This window comes from Mesorhizobium australicum (assembly GCF_900177325.1).
GTDB lineage: Bacteria > Pseudomonadota > Alphaproteobacteria > Rhizobiales > Rhizobiaceae > Mesorhizobium_A > Mesorhizobium_A australicum_A.
Genome location: NZ_FXBL01000003.1, coordinates 73,440 through 88,323 on the forward strand (window position 1 = coordinate 73,440; position 14,884 = coordinate 88,323).

General features: G+C 61.3%; 13 protein-coding genes and 1 pseudogene. All 14 read right to left on the reverse strand.

Annotated features, from left to right (window positions below; all coding sequences use genetic code 11):
• Window positions 1-75 precede the first annotated feature (75 nt).
• A protein-coding gene (locus B9Z03_RS01510) for an IS630 family transposase (RefSeq protein WP_139832131.1) occupies window positions 76-1,022 on the reverse strand; the annotation gives its coding sequence in 2 pieces (ribosomal slippage) (window positions 76-683 and window positions 683-1,022; 948 coding nt in all).
• Between the two features lie 91 nt (window positions 1,023-1,113).
• Window positions 1,114-2,508: pseudogene (locus B9Z03_RS01515) on the reverse strand (ISNCY family transposase).
• Window positions 2,509-2,560: 52 nt separating this feature from the next.
• Window positions 2,561-2,941: a DUF5615 family PIN-like protein gene (locus B9Z03_RS01520; RefSeq protein ID WP_085462584.1), complete on the reverse strand. Its 381-nt coding sequence runs from the start codon at window positions 2,939-2,941 to the stop codon at window positions 2,561-2,563.
• Window positions 2,938-3,570 carry a DUF433 domain-containing protein gene (locus tag B9Z03_RS01525; protein WP_085462585.1) on the reverse strand — a complete coding sequence of 211 codons (633 nt, stop codon included), beginning with the start codon at window positions 3,568-3,570 and terminating at the stop codon, window positions 2,938-2,940. Before B9Z03_RS01525 ends, B9Z03_RS01520 begins: the two co-directional genes overlap by 4 nt.
• A 73-nt stretch (window positions 3,571-3,643) precedes the next feature.
• Window positions 3,644-5,683 (reverse strand): type IV secretory system conjugative DNA transfer family protein, encoded by a 2,040-nt coding sequence (locus tag B9Z03_RS01530; protein WP_085462586.1) that lies wholly within the window; start codon window positions 5,681-5,683, stop codon window positions 3,644-3,646.
• Window positions 5,680-6,711 carry a P-type DNA transfer ATPase VirB11 gene (gene virB11 / locus B9Z03_RS01535; RefSeq protein ID WP_085462587.1) on the reverse strand — a complete coding sequence of 344 codons (1,032 nt, stop codon included), beginning with the start codon at window positions 6,709-6,711 and terminating at the stop codon, window positions 5,680-5,682. Before virB11 ends, B9Z03_RS01530 begins: the two co-directional genes overlap by 4 nt.
• A complete protein-coding gene (virB10, locus tag B9Z03_RS01540; RefSeq protein ID WP_085462588.1) occupies window positions 6,692-7,909 on the reverse strand; it encodes a type IV secretion system protein VirB10 in 1,218 nt (405 codons plus the stop codon). Before virB10 ends, virB11 begins: the two co-directional genes overlap by 20 nt.
• Complete coding sequence (locus tag B9Z03_RS01545; protein WP_085462589.1) at window positions 7,909-8,718, reverse strand: TrbG/VirB9 family P-type conjugative transfer protein; 810 nt, start codon at window positions 8,716-8,718, stop codon at window positions 7,909-7,911. The genes virB10 and B9Z03_RS01545 overlap by 1 nt, the downstream gene beginning before the upstream one ends.
• A complete protein-coding gene (locus B9Z03_RS01550; RefSeq protein WP_085462590.1) occupies window positions 8,715-9,410 on the reverse strand; it encodes a VirB8 family type IV secretion system protein in 696 nt (231 codons plus the stop codon). Before B9Z03_RS01550 ends, B9Z03_RS01545 begins: the two co-directional genes overlap by 4 nt.
• Window positions 9,411-9,455: 45 nt before the next feature.
• The gene (locus B9Z03_RS01555) at window positions 9,456-10,466 is read right to left on the reverse strand and encodes a TrbL/VirB6 family protein (RefSeq protein WP_085462591.1); all 1,011 of its coding nucleotides are present in this window, start codon (window positions 10,464-10,466) and stop codon (window positions 9,456-9,458) included.
• A 9-nt stretch (window positions 10,467-10,475) separates the two neighbouring features.
• Window positions 10,476-10,700, reverse strand: a complete 225-nt coding sequence (locus B9Z03_RS01560; RefSeq protein WP_085462592.1) for a hypothetical protein — start codon at window positions 10,698-10,700, stop codon at window positions 10,476-10,478.
• On the reverse strand, window positions 10,697-11,395 hold the full coding sequence (locus B9Z03_RS01565) for a type IV secretion system protein (protein WP_085462692.1): 699 nt from the start codon (window positions 11,393-11,395) through the stop codon (window positions 10,697-10,699). The genes B9Z03_RS01560 and B9Z03_RS01565 overlap by 4 nt, the downstream gene beginning before the upstream one ends.
• Window positions 11,396-11,406: 11 nt before the next feature.
• Window positions 11,407-12,471 (reverse strand): lytic transglycosylase domain-containing protein, encoded by a 1,065-nt coding sequence (locus B9Z03_RS01570; RefSeq protein WP_085462593.1) that lies wholly within the window; start codon window positions 12,469-12,471, stop codon window positions 11,407-11,409.
• The gene (locus B9Z03_RS01575; protein ID WP_085462693.1) at window positions 12,468-14,882 is read right to left on the reverse strand and encodes a VirB4 family type IV secretion/conjugal transfer ATPase; all 2,415 of its coding nucleotides are present in this window, start codon (window positions 14,880-14,882) and stop codon (window positions 12,468-12,470) included. The genes B9Z03_RS01570 and B9Z03_RS01575 overlap by 4 nt, the downstream gene beginning before the upstream one ends.
• Window positions 14,883-14,884 lie beyond the last annotated feature (2 nt).

Consider the following 14,884-nt stretch of genomic DNA (forward strand, 5'->3'; position numbering starts at 1 on the left):
ACCGGGCGGCGCTGGTCGGGGTTGCAAAGCCCGATCGGGGGCGATCCAGTAGGCTCCCTCTAGAGCAGATTCGACTTAATCCGGGTCATATCCGGCTGCCTCGAAGTAGTTTCTGCATTCCTCTGGCGTGAAGGCGGAGAGGCAGTCGGCGACGACGGACCAGAGTTCGTCGACGGTTCTGGCGGCTGCCTTTCGGAGCAGGGCCTTGAACTTCGAGAAGGCCATCTCGATCGGATTGAAGTCCGGCGAGTATGGCGGCAGGAACAGGAGCCGCGCTCCGACCTTCTCGATGACCTCGCGCACGCCGCCGATCCTGTGAGCTGGCAGATTGTCCATGACCACGATGTCTCCGGGGCGAAGCTCGGGCGCGAGAACCTGCTCGGCATAGGCGAGGAATGCCAGACCGTTCATGGGACCGTCGAGCAGCATCGGCGCCGCCATGCCGGACAGCCGCAGGCCGGCGGTGAAGGTGGTGGTCTTCCAATGGCCGTGGGGAACCGCCGCCCGGCATCGCTCGCCACATGGCGCCCTGCCGCGCAGCCGGGCCATCTTCGTGGAGGCGGCGGTCTCGTCGATGAAGATCAGTCTCTCGGGGTCGAGGTCGAGCTGCCCGTCGAACCAGGCCATGCGGCGGCGCAGGACATCGGGGCGCTGCTGCTCCGAGGCGTGCGCCGTCTTTTTTTGAACGTGATGCCGCGCCGGTCGAGGAACAGCCACACCGTCGAGGGTGCCGCCCGCACGCCGCGCTCGGCGACAAGGCGCTCCCCGATCTCGGCCAGCGTGATGTCCGGCACCTCCTCGATCAGGCCGAGAATGAAGGCCTCGTGCGCATCGAGCTTTGAACGTGACGGCTGGCCCGGCTTGCGCGCTTCCATCTCGCCGGTCTCCCGGTAGCGCCGATACCAGGCCCCGGCCGTCGAGATCCCGATCCGGAAGCGCCGTGCCGCCTCGCGCGTAGAAATCCCGTCCTCGATCGCGGCAATCACTCGACCACGAAGGTCGCAGCTCAGGCTCCTCGTCATCAGCACCTCCTGGCAAATCACCAGGAGCAGTGAATCAGACAACGAACGACACGGGAATCCTCAAACCGACTCGGCATTCAACGAAAATGCTCTAGCTTTGAGAGCCGGTTAACTCGGCTGCGGCCAACCTTGCCAGTGCCTGTTCTCGCCGCGCGTTGACGGCGGGATCGTTCATGAAATCCGTCCTGCGTCCCGGCTTCGTCCCACGCTTTCTGTAGGTGCTCTGCTCGCTGTTCGTCTTGATCTTCGGCGCCGGCCGCGCCTCGTCCTGCTGGGCTTTGATCCAGGACAGCACCTCGCCGAGCCGCTTGTTCTCGGTGATTGCCGTGTGCGTGACGCGCTGCTCCTTGTCGAAGACGGTGTAGGGCATGGAACACGCCTTCCAGCGAACGTCCAGGCGACCGTCAGCGAACTCGTAGATGTCCACGTATTTGCCGACCAGTCCGCACGAGATGTCGTTCTTCTCGAGCATGATTAGCCTGCGTTAGTAGGAGAACGACAACTGCTGGCTGACATAACGCAGCTCGCGCTTGCACAGCACGTCACGCAGCCGATCCGGCGCAACATTCAACGCGCGATGCAGATTGTCCAGCCGGGCAGGGACCTTCGCGAACCTCGAATTGAAGTCGGCCATGAACGACGGCAGGAAAGCATTGCCAGTCTCGATATCCGATATGCGGGCAAGGCGCAGTTCCTTCACAAGCCGGTCCTGCAGGGTCCGATTGACCCGCTCGACACGGCCCTTGGCCTGGCTCGAATTGGCGCACAGGATCTCGATGTTGAGTTCCGACAATGCGCGGCCGAACTGGGTCATGCCGCGGCCTGCCTTGGCATCCTTCTTGGCGACACGAAACACCGTGTGCTTATCGGAATAGAATGCGACCGGGCAGCCGTGTGCCTTCAGATAGAGCTCGAGCGCCTCGAAGTAGCTGAACGTGCTCTCCGACCTCACAAAGCGAAGCTGCTGGAGCTTGCTCGTGGCATCGTCGATGAAGACGAGCAGGGTGCACGGATCGCCCCGCTCCTCGAACCAACGGTGATCGCTGCCGTCGATCTGCACCAGTTCGCCGTATGACTCCCGCCGCAATCTCGGCTGATGGAACGTCCTGCGCTGCTTGCGCGACAGCCAGATTCCGGCTTCCGTCATCCATTTGCGCAGCGTCTCGCGCGACACGAACAGGCCGTGGTTCGCCGCCAGCTTCTCGGCCGCCAAGGTGGGCCCAAAGTCGAGATAGTGTTCCCGAACCAACCGAACCGCCAGGTCGCTGACGCCGGCGACATATCGATGGTTCGACGGTCGTCCTCGAGCCTTGTGCCGAAGTGCTGCGGCGCCTTCGGACCGGAACGCCTTCAGCAGACGCTGGACCTGACGCGTCGTCAGATCCAGAACATGCGCCGCCGAGACGACCGTCATGCGCCGCTCCAGAACTTTCGACAGAACCTCGATGCGTTGCAGCTCGCGCTCGCTCATGAAAATCAGCAATATTGCTATGTCGCATAAGTCTTTTCATGGAACTAAGCCATTGATATTATTGTTATTATTCCACTTCAGGAAGACTGTAACGGGTCATTTCCGCAACATCTCCATCCAGCGTGATCTCTATGACCTCGTTGACGAGTTCCCCCTCTGGTTCCAGTTCGGCGAGCACCGCTTCAAACAAGTCGCGCTGGCGCGCCGGGAGCAGCTGCGGCACGATGATCACGAGACCGGCATGCAATTCCTCGTTCGCATACAGCTTTCGGAAATCACGCGCGTTGTTCGTGACGAACGTGAAATTCTCATCGACGATGCGAGGCATTAAGTCCCAATCAGTCTCGCCGCTCAGCCCGAGCCAATTCACATGAAAACATTCGTGGCCGCGGTTCTGCGCCACGGCCACGAGTGTCGTGTGAAGGCACTCATCGATCAAGAACCTCACGAAATCCCGCCATGCGATTTCGGATCGGATATGCGCTTCAGTTGGACTGTCTTTGTGTCCTTTACCCTGAAACCTTGCTCTGACAGCTTTTTCGGGCGTCCGCGAGCCGGATGTGCCGCAGTCCATATCTCCGCAAGGTCGACCATACGAGAAGTGAGCGCCGGATAGCCCCCGAGTATCTCATCGACGTTTGCACCTTGCGCTTTCATACTCGCGATCGTCCGGACTGGTACGCGGGTACCCCGGAAAACCGGTTCGCCACCGAGAATGCCCTTTACACTTCGAATGAGATCTTCAGCTTCGCGCAAGGCATCGGCACGCTCAGCAAGTTGTTCCCTGGCCCGCGCTACGTCAACGATCAGGTAGTCATCCGCACGGACCGTCTCTGTGGCGGGGTCGTTCGCAATAGCCTCGAACAAACGCTTCCGTCGCTCGGCGGATAGGATTGAGCCGACGCCATACCACAGCTTCAGCCGCAGGAGGTCGTCATCGGTCAGCGCTCTTCCCCGGGAGCTCGCAGCGCCTTTTGAGATGATCCGCTTGTCGATAGCGTTGTGAACAGACTTGACCGCCACCCCACTGACCGCGGCAGCCTCTGCAGGAGTGTATTCACGATGAATGGCGCTCATAATCATTCTCCTTACGAAGAATATATAATGAGACGCCAGACGAAGTAAAGTGGGAACCGACCGTTTGGACCTGTCAGACGGCCTCAGCCTCGGCGATTTCCGTTTCGTCGGGTACCGTCTCGTCGAATATGTGTCCCCAGTTGTTCGGCGTACCCCGTCGACTTCCGGATTTCGCCGTGGATTTGGCGAGTGTTTTCAATCGGCGGGCGGCCTTGGCGAAGTCCGCGTCGAGTGTTCCGGGCGTCGCGCTCCTGGAACTGGCCGCTCGCGGCGACATTCTCCGGACAGCAGACATCGAAGGCTCCTGTTCGCGACCGCCCGCATGAGCATTCGATGTTCCCAAGCGTTTTCGAGCACGTGGTTTCTCGTTGTTCTCCGTTTCGGTCTTCTGCCCCTCGGCTTTGACCGTGTCTGCGTCTTCCCCTGAGTACCGGAAGGTCGTTGCAGGCACCGGCCGCGAAGGCAGAAACTCGGTTGCCGGCACGTCCGGCACATGTGTCTGAGAGAACCTTTCCATCTCGCGGAACGGCGCCGTCCGGAAGAACCGCAGCTTGTCGGCGAAGATCGGCCCCTGCCCCTCGGCCAGGATGATCATTTTGTCTCCCGGCATCTGCCGCACCTCCTGCGGCATCATCAGGTCACGCTCTCTCAATTGCTCGACCTTTGTACGGCGATGTAGGCCCATCAGCTCGATTGTGCGGGATTCGGTCTTGTAGCGGACGGTGCGCTTGCCGAGGCCTTTCGAAACGGCTTCCGCCGTCACCTGGTCGTTGGCGCCGAAGACGAGCTGGTACCCGCAATTGCCCATCAAAGAGTGACGAGAGGTTTCGCCGTAAATCTCGTCCAAATTCTTCAGGTCCTGGATCACGAAAGCCATTTTGATATTGTATCCGGCTACATAGGGGAGCTTGGTCGTGATCTCGCTCATCTTCTTCAGCTGCCGGAACTCGTCGAGCAGGAAATAGACGGGCAGCGGTCGCTGCGTCTGCTCGAGCATGAGCGTATCCAGCGTCTGCTGCACGAAAAGTGCGAGCAACGGTCGTAGCAGTGTGATGTCGGTGACGTTGGGAGCGAGATAGATCGAGATCGGCCGACGCTTCAAAGCACGCAGGTCCATGTCGGTCACCGATGTCGCTGCCACGACGCGCTCGTTGCGGAACGGCCGTAGCGCCTTCTGGATGTCGAGCAGCGCCGATGCCGCCGCGCGCTCAGACAGGGCGATGTAGGCGTTGAAGCTCTCCATCGTGAAGCGAGACAGGTACGGCTCGCGTTCCTTGATAAGGCTCATCTGTGCCTGAAGGTTTGCGTCACTGTTGAAGAAGGACGTGACCTCGCCGAGCGTCCGATGACCCTTGTAGTAGACGCTTTCGTTGATGTAGCTGATAGCGCCCGCGATGAGCTGCTGGGCGGTGGCCTGCCAGATCGAATTCTCGGATTCGGTGACTTCCGGAACGAGAATCGCAGCGATGTTCTGGATATCGGTGGTGCGGTCTCCGCGGTCAGACCGAATGAAGTCGAGCGGATTGTAGCGATGCGACCTTTCCGATCCCGGCGCAAAGAGGAAGACCTGACTACCCTTCGACTTGCGATAGCCGGCAGTGCTGCGAAAAATCTCGCCCTTGAGGTCGGTGACGATCATCGAGCCTTCATGCGAGAGCGCATTCGGGACAACGTAGCACGCCCCCTTCCCCGATCGGGTCGGTCCGATGATCAGGTGATGCCGATCGTCGTCGACATGAAGGACCTGGCGCCTGTAACGGCCAAGGATTTTGCCCTTCCTCCTAAACCATCCATCGCGTCGGAGTGTCATCGCGGTCTGGAATCGGGCGTCGCCGAGTGGGCTCGAATTCGGTCGAAGGCCAACATAAGCGACGATCGCTGCGACAAAAGCCGCAGGGACCAGAGCGCCAAGCGCCACAACGCGCAGGACGCCGCTGTCGCCATAGGTGATCAGCTGCTGGAATGGCGCAAACGGATTCGTCGTGATCGTCGCCTGCAGGATTCTCCCATCCCCATAGAGCAGCTGCAAACCAAGACCGTAGGCCAACAGCCAGACGGCAAAAGCGACGGTCAGGCAAAAGCCGAAATAGAAGACGCGGAGCGACCCGGTCATGCCGGCTCCGTCCGTCCGCGCGCGAAGAAGATTTCCGAGACGCCGCGCCGGCCCCCTTCCCTGCGCAGCTGGATCACGATCGGGATGACACTCTGGATGTAGGAGATCAGGTCCGCTTTTGGGTAGGCCGCTGACAATCCGGACTGCATAACCATCATGGCAAGCTGCTCATAGGCTCCGAGCGGCGTGTCGGCATGGACCGTCGACATGGAGCCCGGGTGACCGGTATTGATGGCGCGCAGGAACGCGAATGCCTCCGAACCCCTGACCTCTCCGACGAAAAGCCGATCGGGTCGCATGCGCAGAGAGGCTTCGAGCAAGGACTGGATCGTCACGCTGGCGGTTCCCTGGTCGCCTCGAGAGGCGAGCAGGTGCACCGCGTTGTCCTGAGGCGGGAACAGCTCCCGTGTATCCTCCAACGTGATGATCCGCTCGTGCGGGTCGACCGATTTGAGGCAGGCATTGAGGAATGTCGTCTTGCCGCTTGAGGTGCCGCCGCTGATCAGGATGGAGACGCGATTGATGATCGCCGTCCGAATGAAGCGGTAGATGTCCCTGGCAGACAGTTGCTCGATCAAGGCATGATCGGTCTCGCTGAGGCCGCCGACAGCGACCGTCACCTGATCGAGCGATCCCTGATCGCGATAATCGTCGAGCGTGAAGTTGCTGATGACCTGCTTGCGAATCGAAACGGCGCCACCATTCGCTGCCGCGGGTGGCAGGACAACCTGTATCCGCTCTCCTGTCGGTAGGGCGGCGCTGAGGATAGGGCTCGCCCGGTTGATGAACTGATTGGTCGTGGCCGCCACACGCTCGCCGATATTGACGATCTCGTCGGCCGTGAGCTCGGGTATTTCATAGTGTTCCATGTGGGCCGAGGCCAGTCGTTCGACATAGACATGACCGGGCGAGTTGATGGAGATCTCGACGACCTGGCTGTCGTCGAGGAAGACGCGCAGGGGTTCTAGCGCCCGGTTCAAAAAGTGGTGTTTCTGCTCGGCGGCAAAGCTAGTCGAGATTACGTTCACGACGGATCTCCCTCAGCGCCTCGGTGACGGGATCCTCGTACATGGCGGAAAAGTCGAGGTCCTGGCGGACGAAGACGAAGATGCGCTCGCCCTGGCTGACGCTGATCGTCGGTGGAATCCGCAAGGAATCTCCCAATGCCTGGTTGGCCATGTCGGCGAAGGTCTGCGCGAGGGTCTCACGGGCGAGCTCCTCAGCGTTCTGCGCATCGTCGCTGTCTCCGGCCGCGGCCTCGCTGCCGTAACCGGTCAGGTAGCTGGCGCCGGCGCCGACGATCGACAGGAGGATGGCAGCGCCGAAGCGCTCGCGGAACTTCTTGTCGACTCGCCCGGTCAGACCGGCACGGCCCAGGCTGTCGGCGCCGATCGAGTTCAGCCGGACCGATACGCCGTCATCGCGCAGCATTCGGGTCCAGACCACGAAGATCCGCGTCTGACCGCGCGTGATCTCGGACTGGTACTCTCCGATGAGACGGGTGCCGGTGGGGATCAGAATGCGCCGGCCGTCGAAAGAATAGACGTCCTGCGAGACGATTGCCCTCACCTGCCCCGGGAGGTCGCTGACGATGGCCGTCTCGAGGATGCCGGCGATCAGCGTGCCCTCCGGAACAACAGCATCGATTCGTTCGATCTTCCGGGCTCTGGCGCTGCGGTCACCAATGCTGGATGCCGCGGCCAGAAACTTGCTGCTGCGATCCTCACCGGCGACGGTGAGCCCCTCTCCATTACTATCGGTCAAGCTGCCTTGTCCGCCTGAGGACGCATTGTCGACCACCACCAGTCTCGACCGGTAGCGCTCGGGAAATTCGTCAGCCGGCGCTTCGATCGCTTCCGGCGGCGGGGGCGCGCCGGGAACAGGGGGCGGTGGCACCTCGAACTCGGTCGTGTCAGGCTCTTCGGCCGGAGGAGGCGGCGGTGGTGGCGGCGGAATCTGCACGACTTCCGGCACCGGAGGGTCCGGCTCCGGCTCGCTCTCGCGTACAAAGGACGGCGGACGAAACGTGGTGGTGGTGAACTCCTCGTCCCCGTCGAGCATGTCGCGGACGGGTGGCTGCCTGCCGGCCAGAACCAGATATCCGGCGAGGAGACCGAGCAGGACCAGAACGGCGCCACCGACGAGTTGCTTACGGCGAACGGTGTTGTCGGCGACGACGGGTTCGTCATTGTCGGCCAGCGCTTCGAGTTCGGGGGAGCGCTTCATCAGTTTCCGCTCCGACGTCGGCGTTTTGCCTTGTCATCTTCGACCGGACCGAGGATTGTGGCGTCGGGTGCCGCGAAATCCGGCTTTCTGAGATTGAAGATGCAAATCCACCGGTCGCCGTCGCGCAAGGTGAACTGGGTCGCCGTCCCATCGACGACGATGTACTCCCCCTCCCTGCGGAAATTCCGGAGCGTTTCGGAGAAATCCGAGTTGACGGCGAAGATCGCGGGAACCCGGCGGTCGAACTTGAAGAAGGTCTTGTTGCCGTCATCGAAGACCATCAGCGGCTTCAGGCGGGCATCACCGGAGAACGAATAGTCGATGTTGACGTTGGCCTTGTCGATACCGGAGATGTTCGGCCATGCGGCGCGTTGTTCGGCCTCCTGCCGCAAGGCGGCGTTGAGGTTTTTTTCCGGATAGTGAAAGCGGATTCCAAAGACCTTGCGGCCGGCTTCGGGCGCGAAATCGTGCAGTTCGAGATAGTAGATGCGCTTGTCGGTGACGACGTTCATGTTCGTCACGACGTCTTTCGCGATTGGTTTCACAAAAAGGATATTGCCTTTCTCGGCCGGCACGACCTGCCAGCTTTCCGTGTCGCCAAGCGAGATCGTTTCGAACTTCTCGTCCTCGTCGAAGATGATCATGGTCGAAATGCCGTACGTCGCAAAAACCTGGACGACGTTGTTCTCCTGATAGGTGACGCTGGTGACTCGTGCATCGAGGGAACCGCCCTTCGGCGTCTGCGCGGCCATCGCGGGCCACAGCGCGCCGTACAGAATGAGAGCAGCCGTCCAGCAGCGGCCCCTCATTTCGCATCTCCGGACGTGACCGTTTCCTGATCCCGGCGGTAGGAATAGACCTGGAAGCCAAGAGGGTTCTCGAAGCGCCATTCGTTGCGGGTCGGCGTGTCCGTGTAGCGGAAACGTACGACCGATATCCAATGACGGACGATCGATTCTGTGTCGCTGCGTTCGTTGGTGGAGAACCTGACGATCGCCGTACTGGCGTTCGGGAACGTCACGGACTTGATCTCGACGAGGACCCGCTTCAGCCGGCCATAGACCTTTGTGGGGTTCTGCGCGTTGGCCGCGCTGTAGAGGGTCTGCAGCTCGCGGGCCGCCTCGTCTGCGGAGAGCAGCGCCGCGATACCAAAATTCTCGGTGATGGCGTAGGGATCGTAGCCTTCGCGGGCACGGATGTAGCGCACGACATTGGCTTGCGTGATCGCTTGTTGCTCGGTGAGATTTGCCGGCCTTGTCAGGCCGGACTTTACCTCGATGTAGCCCGTGGTCCGGTCGACGGTGACGACATAGGGCTCGAAGCTCTTCAGAGGCAGCATCAGCACCACCGCGAGCAGGCTGAGCAGGGCAATCCCGGCAAAGACAATCGAGAAGAACCAGGCGACGCCCGCTGTACGCTTCGCCCGCTTGATGATCTCCTGCTCCCAGATGTCGCCTTGCTGGAAATAGGACCGCAACGCGGATTCGGATTTTTCGGCCATCCTTGCGCTGTTCCTGTCGTGTCAGATCGTGCATCGTCTCGCCGATCAGGGTTGCCTCGGGGTTCCGTTTGACGTGATCGCGCGCTGCATGGAGGCGCCCGCGCCGTCCTGTCGTGGTGAGTGAAGTCGGGCCTGGACCCGATGGACCGCCGCCTGCGTCTGGCGGGCGGATGTTCCAATGGCGGCGCGACTCCAGAAAATCCCTTGCGTTGTCAGCTGCCGCGAACGCGGCCCGACCGGTGTCGCCAGGCCGCCAGCTATGCCCTGGGCGAGCGATTGCACCTGCAGAAGAACGAAACTGCCGGCGAGACAAAGCATGATGAAGGCAGCGAAATCGCTCAGCTTCAGCTCGCGATCGCCGGAGATGCTGTCGATGGCGGTCAACTCGGGCTCCATCGCCGCGATCAGGAACGCCGCGATCACGTACACGAAGAGCGGGATGATCGCGTAGAGCAGCGACTGGTTGAGCCACCCCATCGCATAGCTGCGCGTCGCATCGAAGAAGAAGCAGGCGATGAAGATGGGTGCGGTGCCCAGCAATACCCACAGGACGACCTTGGCGAGCACCAGAATGCCGAGCGCGATCGCGACGAACAACCCCGCAAACACCATGATGATCATGCCGATCAAGGCCGGCAGCACGGACAGATAGCCGGCCTGCTCCGAGAAGGCCGCGGCGGCAGTGTTCGCCGTCTTCCAGATCTGCGACAGCCCATTCGTGGGCTCGGTCACTCCAGTGTTTGATGCCGCCAGGATGGCGCGGCCGGCTGCCTCCGGGACCGTGGTCAGCCAGTCATAGACAAGGTCGTTAAAGTTCGACCAGGTGCCGACGAGAATCAGGATGACGAAGACGCGCACCAGCCTTCCGATGATCTCGGAGATGCTCAAGCGCGAGGTGCCGAGGAAAAGCTGTACGCCGTAGAACAGGACGGTCAGAATGAAGAGCAGACGAAGAAGTGGCTCGAGGTCCTGGCTCAGAGCCTCATAGGCGCTTTGAGAGAAATTCTGCCCCGACGCGTCGATCCGATCCAGCAGTTCGCCAATGAAGTCGTCCACCGCCCTGCCCTATTCTTCTTCCATGGACGCCAGATCCTTGATCGCCGCCAATGCGGCTGCCCTGTCCGTATTGACGGACATTGTCGGGCCGCACTCGTCCCCGGTGGTGGCATAGCTCGACAAATTGGCCGGTCGTTTGCACGGCGCCGTCTTCTCGCGCGGTGTGCCGCACCCGCTGGCGAGAATGGCCAGTGCGAACACCATTGTGGTCGAGATGAACTGCCGCCCTCTCATTCGTACCGCAACGCCTTTTTGGTGTTCGACATGTCGGTCAGCTTGCGCTGGTTTTCGGCGTGCAGCGACTGCACACCGGCGTTGAGCACGCCGATCATCTCGTTGAGCGTAAGTCCCGTCTGGACCTGAAGCTGCGTGTTCTGGTCGATCGAGCCCTTGATGTCCTCGGCCTTGCCGATGTCGCCGCCGGCGGTTTCGAGGGCCGAGCGGCGCGTTTCGACGGCAGCTTGAGAACCGGTGATCAGAGCCGAGACGCCCATCACCGTTTTCATCAGTTCCTCGTAGGATTTGTCGCTGGCCAACGAGCTATTGTCCTTGCCTGAGAGCGAACGGACGAGCTGCAAGCCGTTGATGAACAGCGTCGCGGCTTCCACTACTTTGGGATCGAGCGACCCGAAATCGGCGATCCCGCCCTTGAGGATGCTGTCGAAGGACGGCATGGAGGAGACGCTAAAGCCATTGCCGATCGCGATATCTTTGAGAGGACCAGCGTCGCCGCCGCGGTCACCGGTGACGACCTTCAGGGTCTCCTCGACCGTCGTGAGGATTTCCTTGTTCGTATCAAGAATCTTGCCGGTCTTTTCTGCCGTATCGCGCGCGACCGCGTAGTTGGTCTTGTCGATGACCGGGATGTCAGCTGCCGCCGGCGCGATGCCTGCGCCAACTAAGCCCAAGATTGCCAAGGAACGTTTCATATCGGTCTCCATCACTGAGTCTCGAGAAGCAGGTCCGCTTGTTGGTCGATACGCTGGACACAGGCCCTCGCGTCGACATCCCAGACGAAGCCCTCGCGAACGTCGCAAAAGCCGGCCACGCGCCGATCGTCGTCATCTTTGCCCGTCTCGTAACGCGTCGATCGATTCGTGCCGGACACGTCACCAAGCGTCATGGCATTGCTCGAATTGGTGAGATCGGCAAACGCCGTCCCGAGCAGGATCAGCCGGTTAATGAGTTCGATGTTGGCGTTGCGCGCACCCGAATTGTGGTCCCAGCTGTCCTGGACCGTGCCGGCGCCCATATCGCCGAGTTGCGTCAGCCAGGACGTGACATTGCCGGACCCCTCCCCGATCGCCGCGGTCAGGCCCATTGCGTTCATGGTGCTGGTCCGGGCGCCCGCATAGGCGCCGCCACCGCCATAGTTGAGCGGAATGCCCGATTTGTCGGAGCCCCCGAAGGCCGGCAGCCATTTTTGGGTTATGTTGGCGACATAGCCCTGCGTTTCCCCGAACGGCGGAATGCCGCCATATTTGTTCACATTGCCAGCGCCGGCATTGTAGGCGGCAAGCGCCAGCGAGACATTGCCATTGTACTTGCGAAGCTGCTGCTTGTAGTAGCGCGCACCGCCGCGCAGGTTCTGCTCGATATTGTAGGGGTCGACGCCGAGGTCGCCAGCCGTGCCGGGCATCAGCTGGGCTAGGCCAATCGCCCCCGCTGGAGATTTGGCGCAGGCGTTGAAGCGGCTTTCCTGGTAGACGAGCGCCAGGAACTGGTTTTCGTCGACGCCCTCCTCGCGCGCAATCCGACGAACCAGCCCGGCGATCGCCGGATTGGCATTCGCCGCTGCGACCGGATCATCCTTCCGTCCCGGCCGGTACATTGAGCAGGTCACGCTCTGGTTGTTGACGTAGCGTTCCTCGTCGACCTTCTCGATCTCGCCGGTTTTCCGGTCGCGATCCTGGCGCTCGTCGAGCACAGTGCTGTCGATGGTCGGAATGTCAGCAAAGGCGGGTGACGCGACGACGGCCATAAGCAGGGAAAGACGTCTGATCATGCCGCTTGCTCCCAACCGCAGAACACTGGCAGCCAAGTCGCCGGATCGTCACCGAGCTGTGCGCGAAGCGCTGCACATTGCTCGATCGTCTCCTTGCGGCCGGACATCACGCGAACGAGATCCGGCATGGAGGTGAGGTCGAGCCTGGCAATGACGGAGTCGTTGCCGTGCTTGATCAAAAATGTTCGCCGCTCCGGCGGCGTGTTGCGGATGAAGGCATATTCCTTGGCGGTCAGTCCGAAGCGCCGGATGTAGCTTTCCTCATCCGCGCGTGGGTTGGGGAAATGCAGATTGGTCGCGGACTGCTCGATCAGCGTATGCGATTGCGGCGAGCGTGCAATGTCGGCCGCCGACTGTGTGCCGAACCCGACGATCCCGTTGAGCTTCCGGATCGTCTTCATCTTGTCGACGATGTAGTTGGAGAAGACCGGATCTTGGAGAAGCTTCCAGCCCTCATCCATGAAGATGAGAACGGGCTCGCCGGTAAGCAACTCGTCCAGCCGGTGGTAGAGGTACATCAGCGCCGGCGTGCGCACCTCCTGATTGTCAAGGATGTGCGTCATGTCGAAACCAAAGATCCGACGACTGGAGAAGGACAGGACGTCCTTCGGCGCGTTGAACAGCCACGCCTTCTCGCCCTCGAACCAGGGACGCAGACGTGACTTGAGATCGTTGGCGTCGGAGCGCGCGCGACCCATCAACAGGCCGGAGAGATTGGCAAGCGTGCGCTGTTCGACCGGTTCCTGGCAAATGCGCCCGATCGCCCGCTCCAGCGTGTCCTCTTCGTCCTGGGAAAAGCCGTGGCCGTCGGCCGGGTCGAGCATGGCCTTGAGCAGGCGGTGCAGAAACTCGCGATTGGTTGCGTTGTTCTCGATCTGCAGCGGATTGAAGCCGGTCGCGATGCCAGGCTGGAGCACCTCATAGTCTCCGCCGACGGCACGAATGAAGATTTCCGCGCCGCGATCTTTGTCGAAGAACACCGCACGCGGCTCGGGGGAAATCCGGAAAGCCTGTGCAAGCAGAAAAGTGAGCGCCACGGTCTTGCCCGACCCGGTCGGGCCGGTCACCAAGAAATGGCCGATGTCGCGTTGGTGGAAATTGAACCAATAGGGTGTCTGCGACGTCGTTTCGAGGATCGAGATCGGCAGGCCCCAATGGACGTCCGAAGCCTTCCCGGTCGCGAAATTGTGCAGCGACGAAAACCCCGAAAAGTTCGCGCTCGACAGCATGCAGGAACGCGCGATGTAGGCGTGATTGCCCGGCAGCTGCGCCCAGAACGAGGCCTCCATGTTGAGGTCTTCGCGCAGCCAGTTGATGTTCATGTCGGTGAGGCAGGAGCCGAGCTCGGCGACGGCCTTGTCGAGACCGGCGAGTTCGCGCGAAAGGCAGAGCAGGCTGAAATGGTGGTAGCCGAACACAGCCTCCTGGTTAAGCAGGCTGTTGAGCGCGAAGTCGATATCGGTTTCGACCGTGCTGCCAGATTCGTCCGATGCGTGGATCTGGCGCTGCAGCCGAGAGATGCGCTCCTGCGCGATCGGCTTGTCGGCAAGTGTGAACGACTGGGTGCAGATGAACTCGTGGTTCATCTGCAGGAGGCCGTCGAGCATCCCGGGCCCGGAAAATGGGGGGTATTCCTTGATCGACAGCATCGCGCCGAAGCGGTTCTCGACCTCGGTCGGTCCCTGCGCCTGCATCGTGCGCTTGGAAAAGTGCAGGCGCGACGTACCGACATAGCTGCGGATGCCCATGCGGGGCAGGCGCATCTCGCGCGCGACGCCGCAGGTGAGCAGCGTGTTGATGAAGGCGCAAGGCTCCGTGTACGGCTCGCCATCGCGGCAAACAACGCCAAGCGGACGCGCGCCGTACTTTTGCAACTCGCGCGTGACGTTGCCGACGATTTCTTCGAGCTCGTTGATGCGTTCCTGCAGTCGCTGCTCAAGGACTTCTTCGCCGGAGGAGCGATCGAGTAGTCGCGAGAATCCTTCGGCGGCGCCGAGCGCACCACGCATTCCGGAACGGACGATCGTGAGGTAGAGCTCGTTGGTGAACATGCGCTTGTCGCGCAGCGATGCCATATAGCGCGTGTTCAGAAGTTCGCAGAACGGGTCCGAGAAGGCTCCGCCGATCGAGGGTTTGAGCTCTTTACGGATCACCGTCGACCAGAGCGAATAGCGGCTCGAGCCGAGCGCTCGGATCAGCGTGTTCTGGACGGCCGCGCGCATATTGAGTTCGGCCTGGTCTTCGGTCTGGAAGAACAGTCCATCCAGCTTGATCACGGACAGGATCGCACCGCTTTCGAGCCGGATGACGGTGTCGGCGACATGGCGCAGATACGGAATGTGGGTCGACATGAGCCGCTCGCGCCGGCGCTCACGTCCAAATCCCAGCTCTTCGGCGACGACGTTCAACATGA

Bases quoted from the DNA above. Each gene is read 5' to 3' on its own strand.
- B9Z03_RS01560 (WP_085462592.1), bottom strand. From the start codon at position 10,700: ATGAGAGGGCGGCAGTTCATCTCGACCACAATGGTGTTCGCACTGGCC.
- virB10 (WP_085462588.1), bottom strand. From the start codon at position 7,909: ATGAAGCGCTCCCCCGAACTCGAAGCGCTGGCCGACAATGACGAACCC.
- B9Z03_RS01545 (WP_085462589.1), bottom strand. From the start codon at position 8,718: ATGAGGGGCCGCTGCTGGACGGCTGCTCTCATTCTGTACGGCGCGCTG.
- B9Z03_RS01565 (WP_085462692.1), bottom strand. From the start codon at position 11,395: ATGAAACGTTCCTTGGCAATCTTGGGCTTAGTTGGCGCAGGCATCGCG.
- B9Z03_RS01525 (WP_085462585.1), bottom strand. From the start codon at position 3,570: ATGAGCGCCATTCATCGTGAATACACTCCTGCAGAGGCTGCCGCGGTC.
- B9Z03_RS01570 (WP_085462593.1), bottom strand. From the start codon at position 12,471: ATGATCAGACGTCTTTCCCTGCTTATGGCCGTCGTCGCGTCACCCGCC.
- B9Z03_RS01575 (WP_085462693.1), bottom strand. From the start codon at position 14,882: ATGTTGAACGTCGTCGCCGAAGAGCTGGGATTTGGACGTGAGCGCCGG.
- B9Z03_RS01530 (WP_085462586.1), bottom strand. From the start codon at position 5,683: ATGACCGGGTCGCTCCGCGTCTTCTATTTCGGCTTTTGCCTGACCGTC.
- B9Z03_RS01550 (WP_085462590.1), bottom strand. From the start codon at position 9,410: ATGGCCGAAAAATCCGAATCCGCGTTGCGGTCCTATTTCCAGCAAGGC.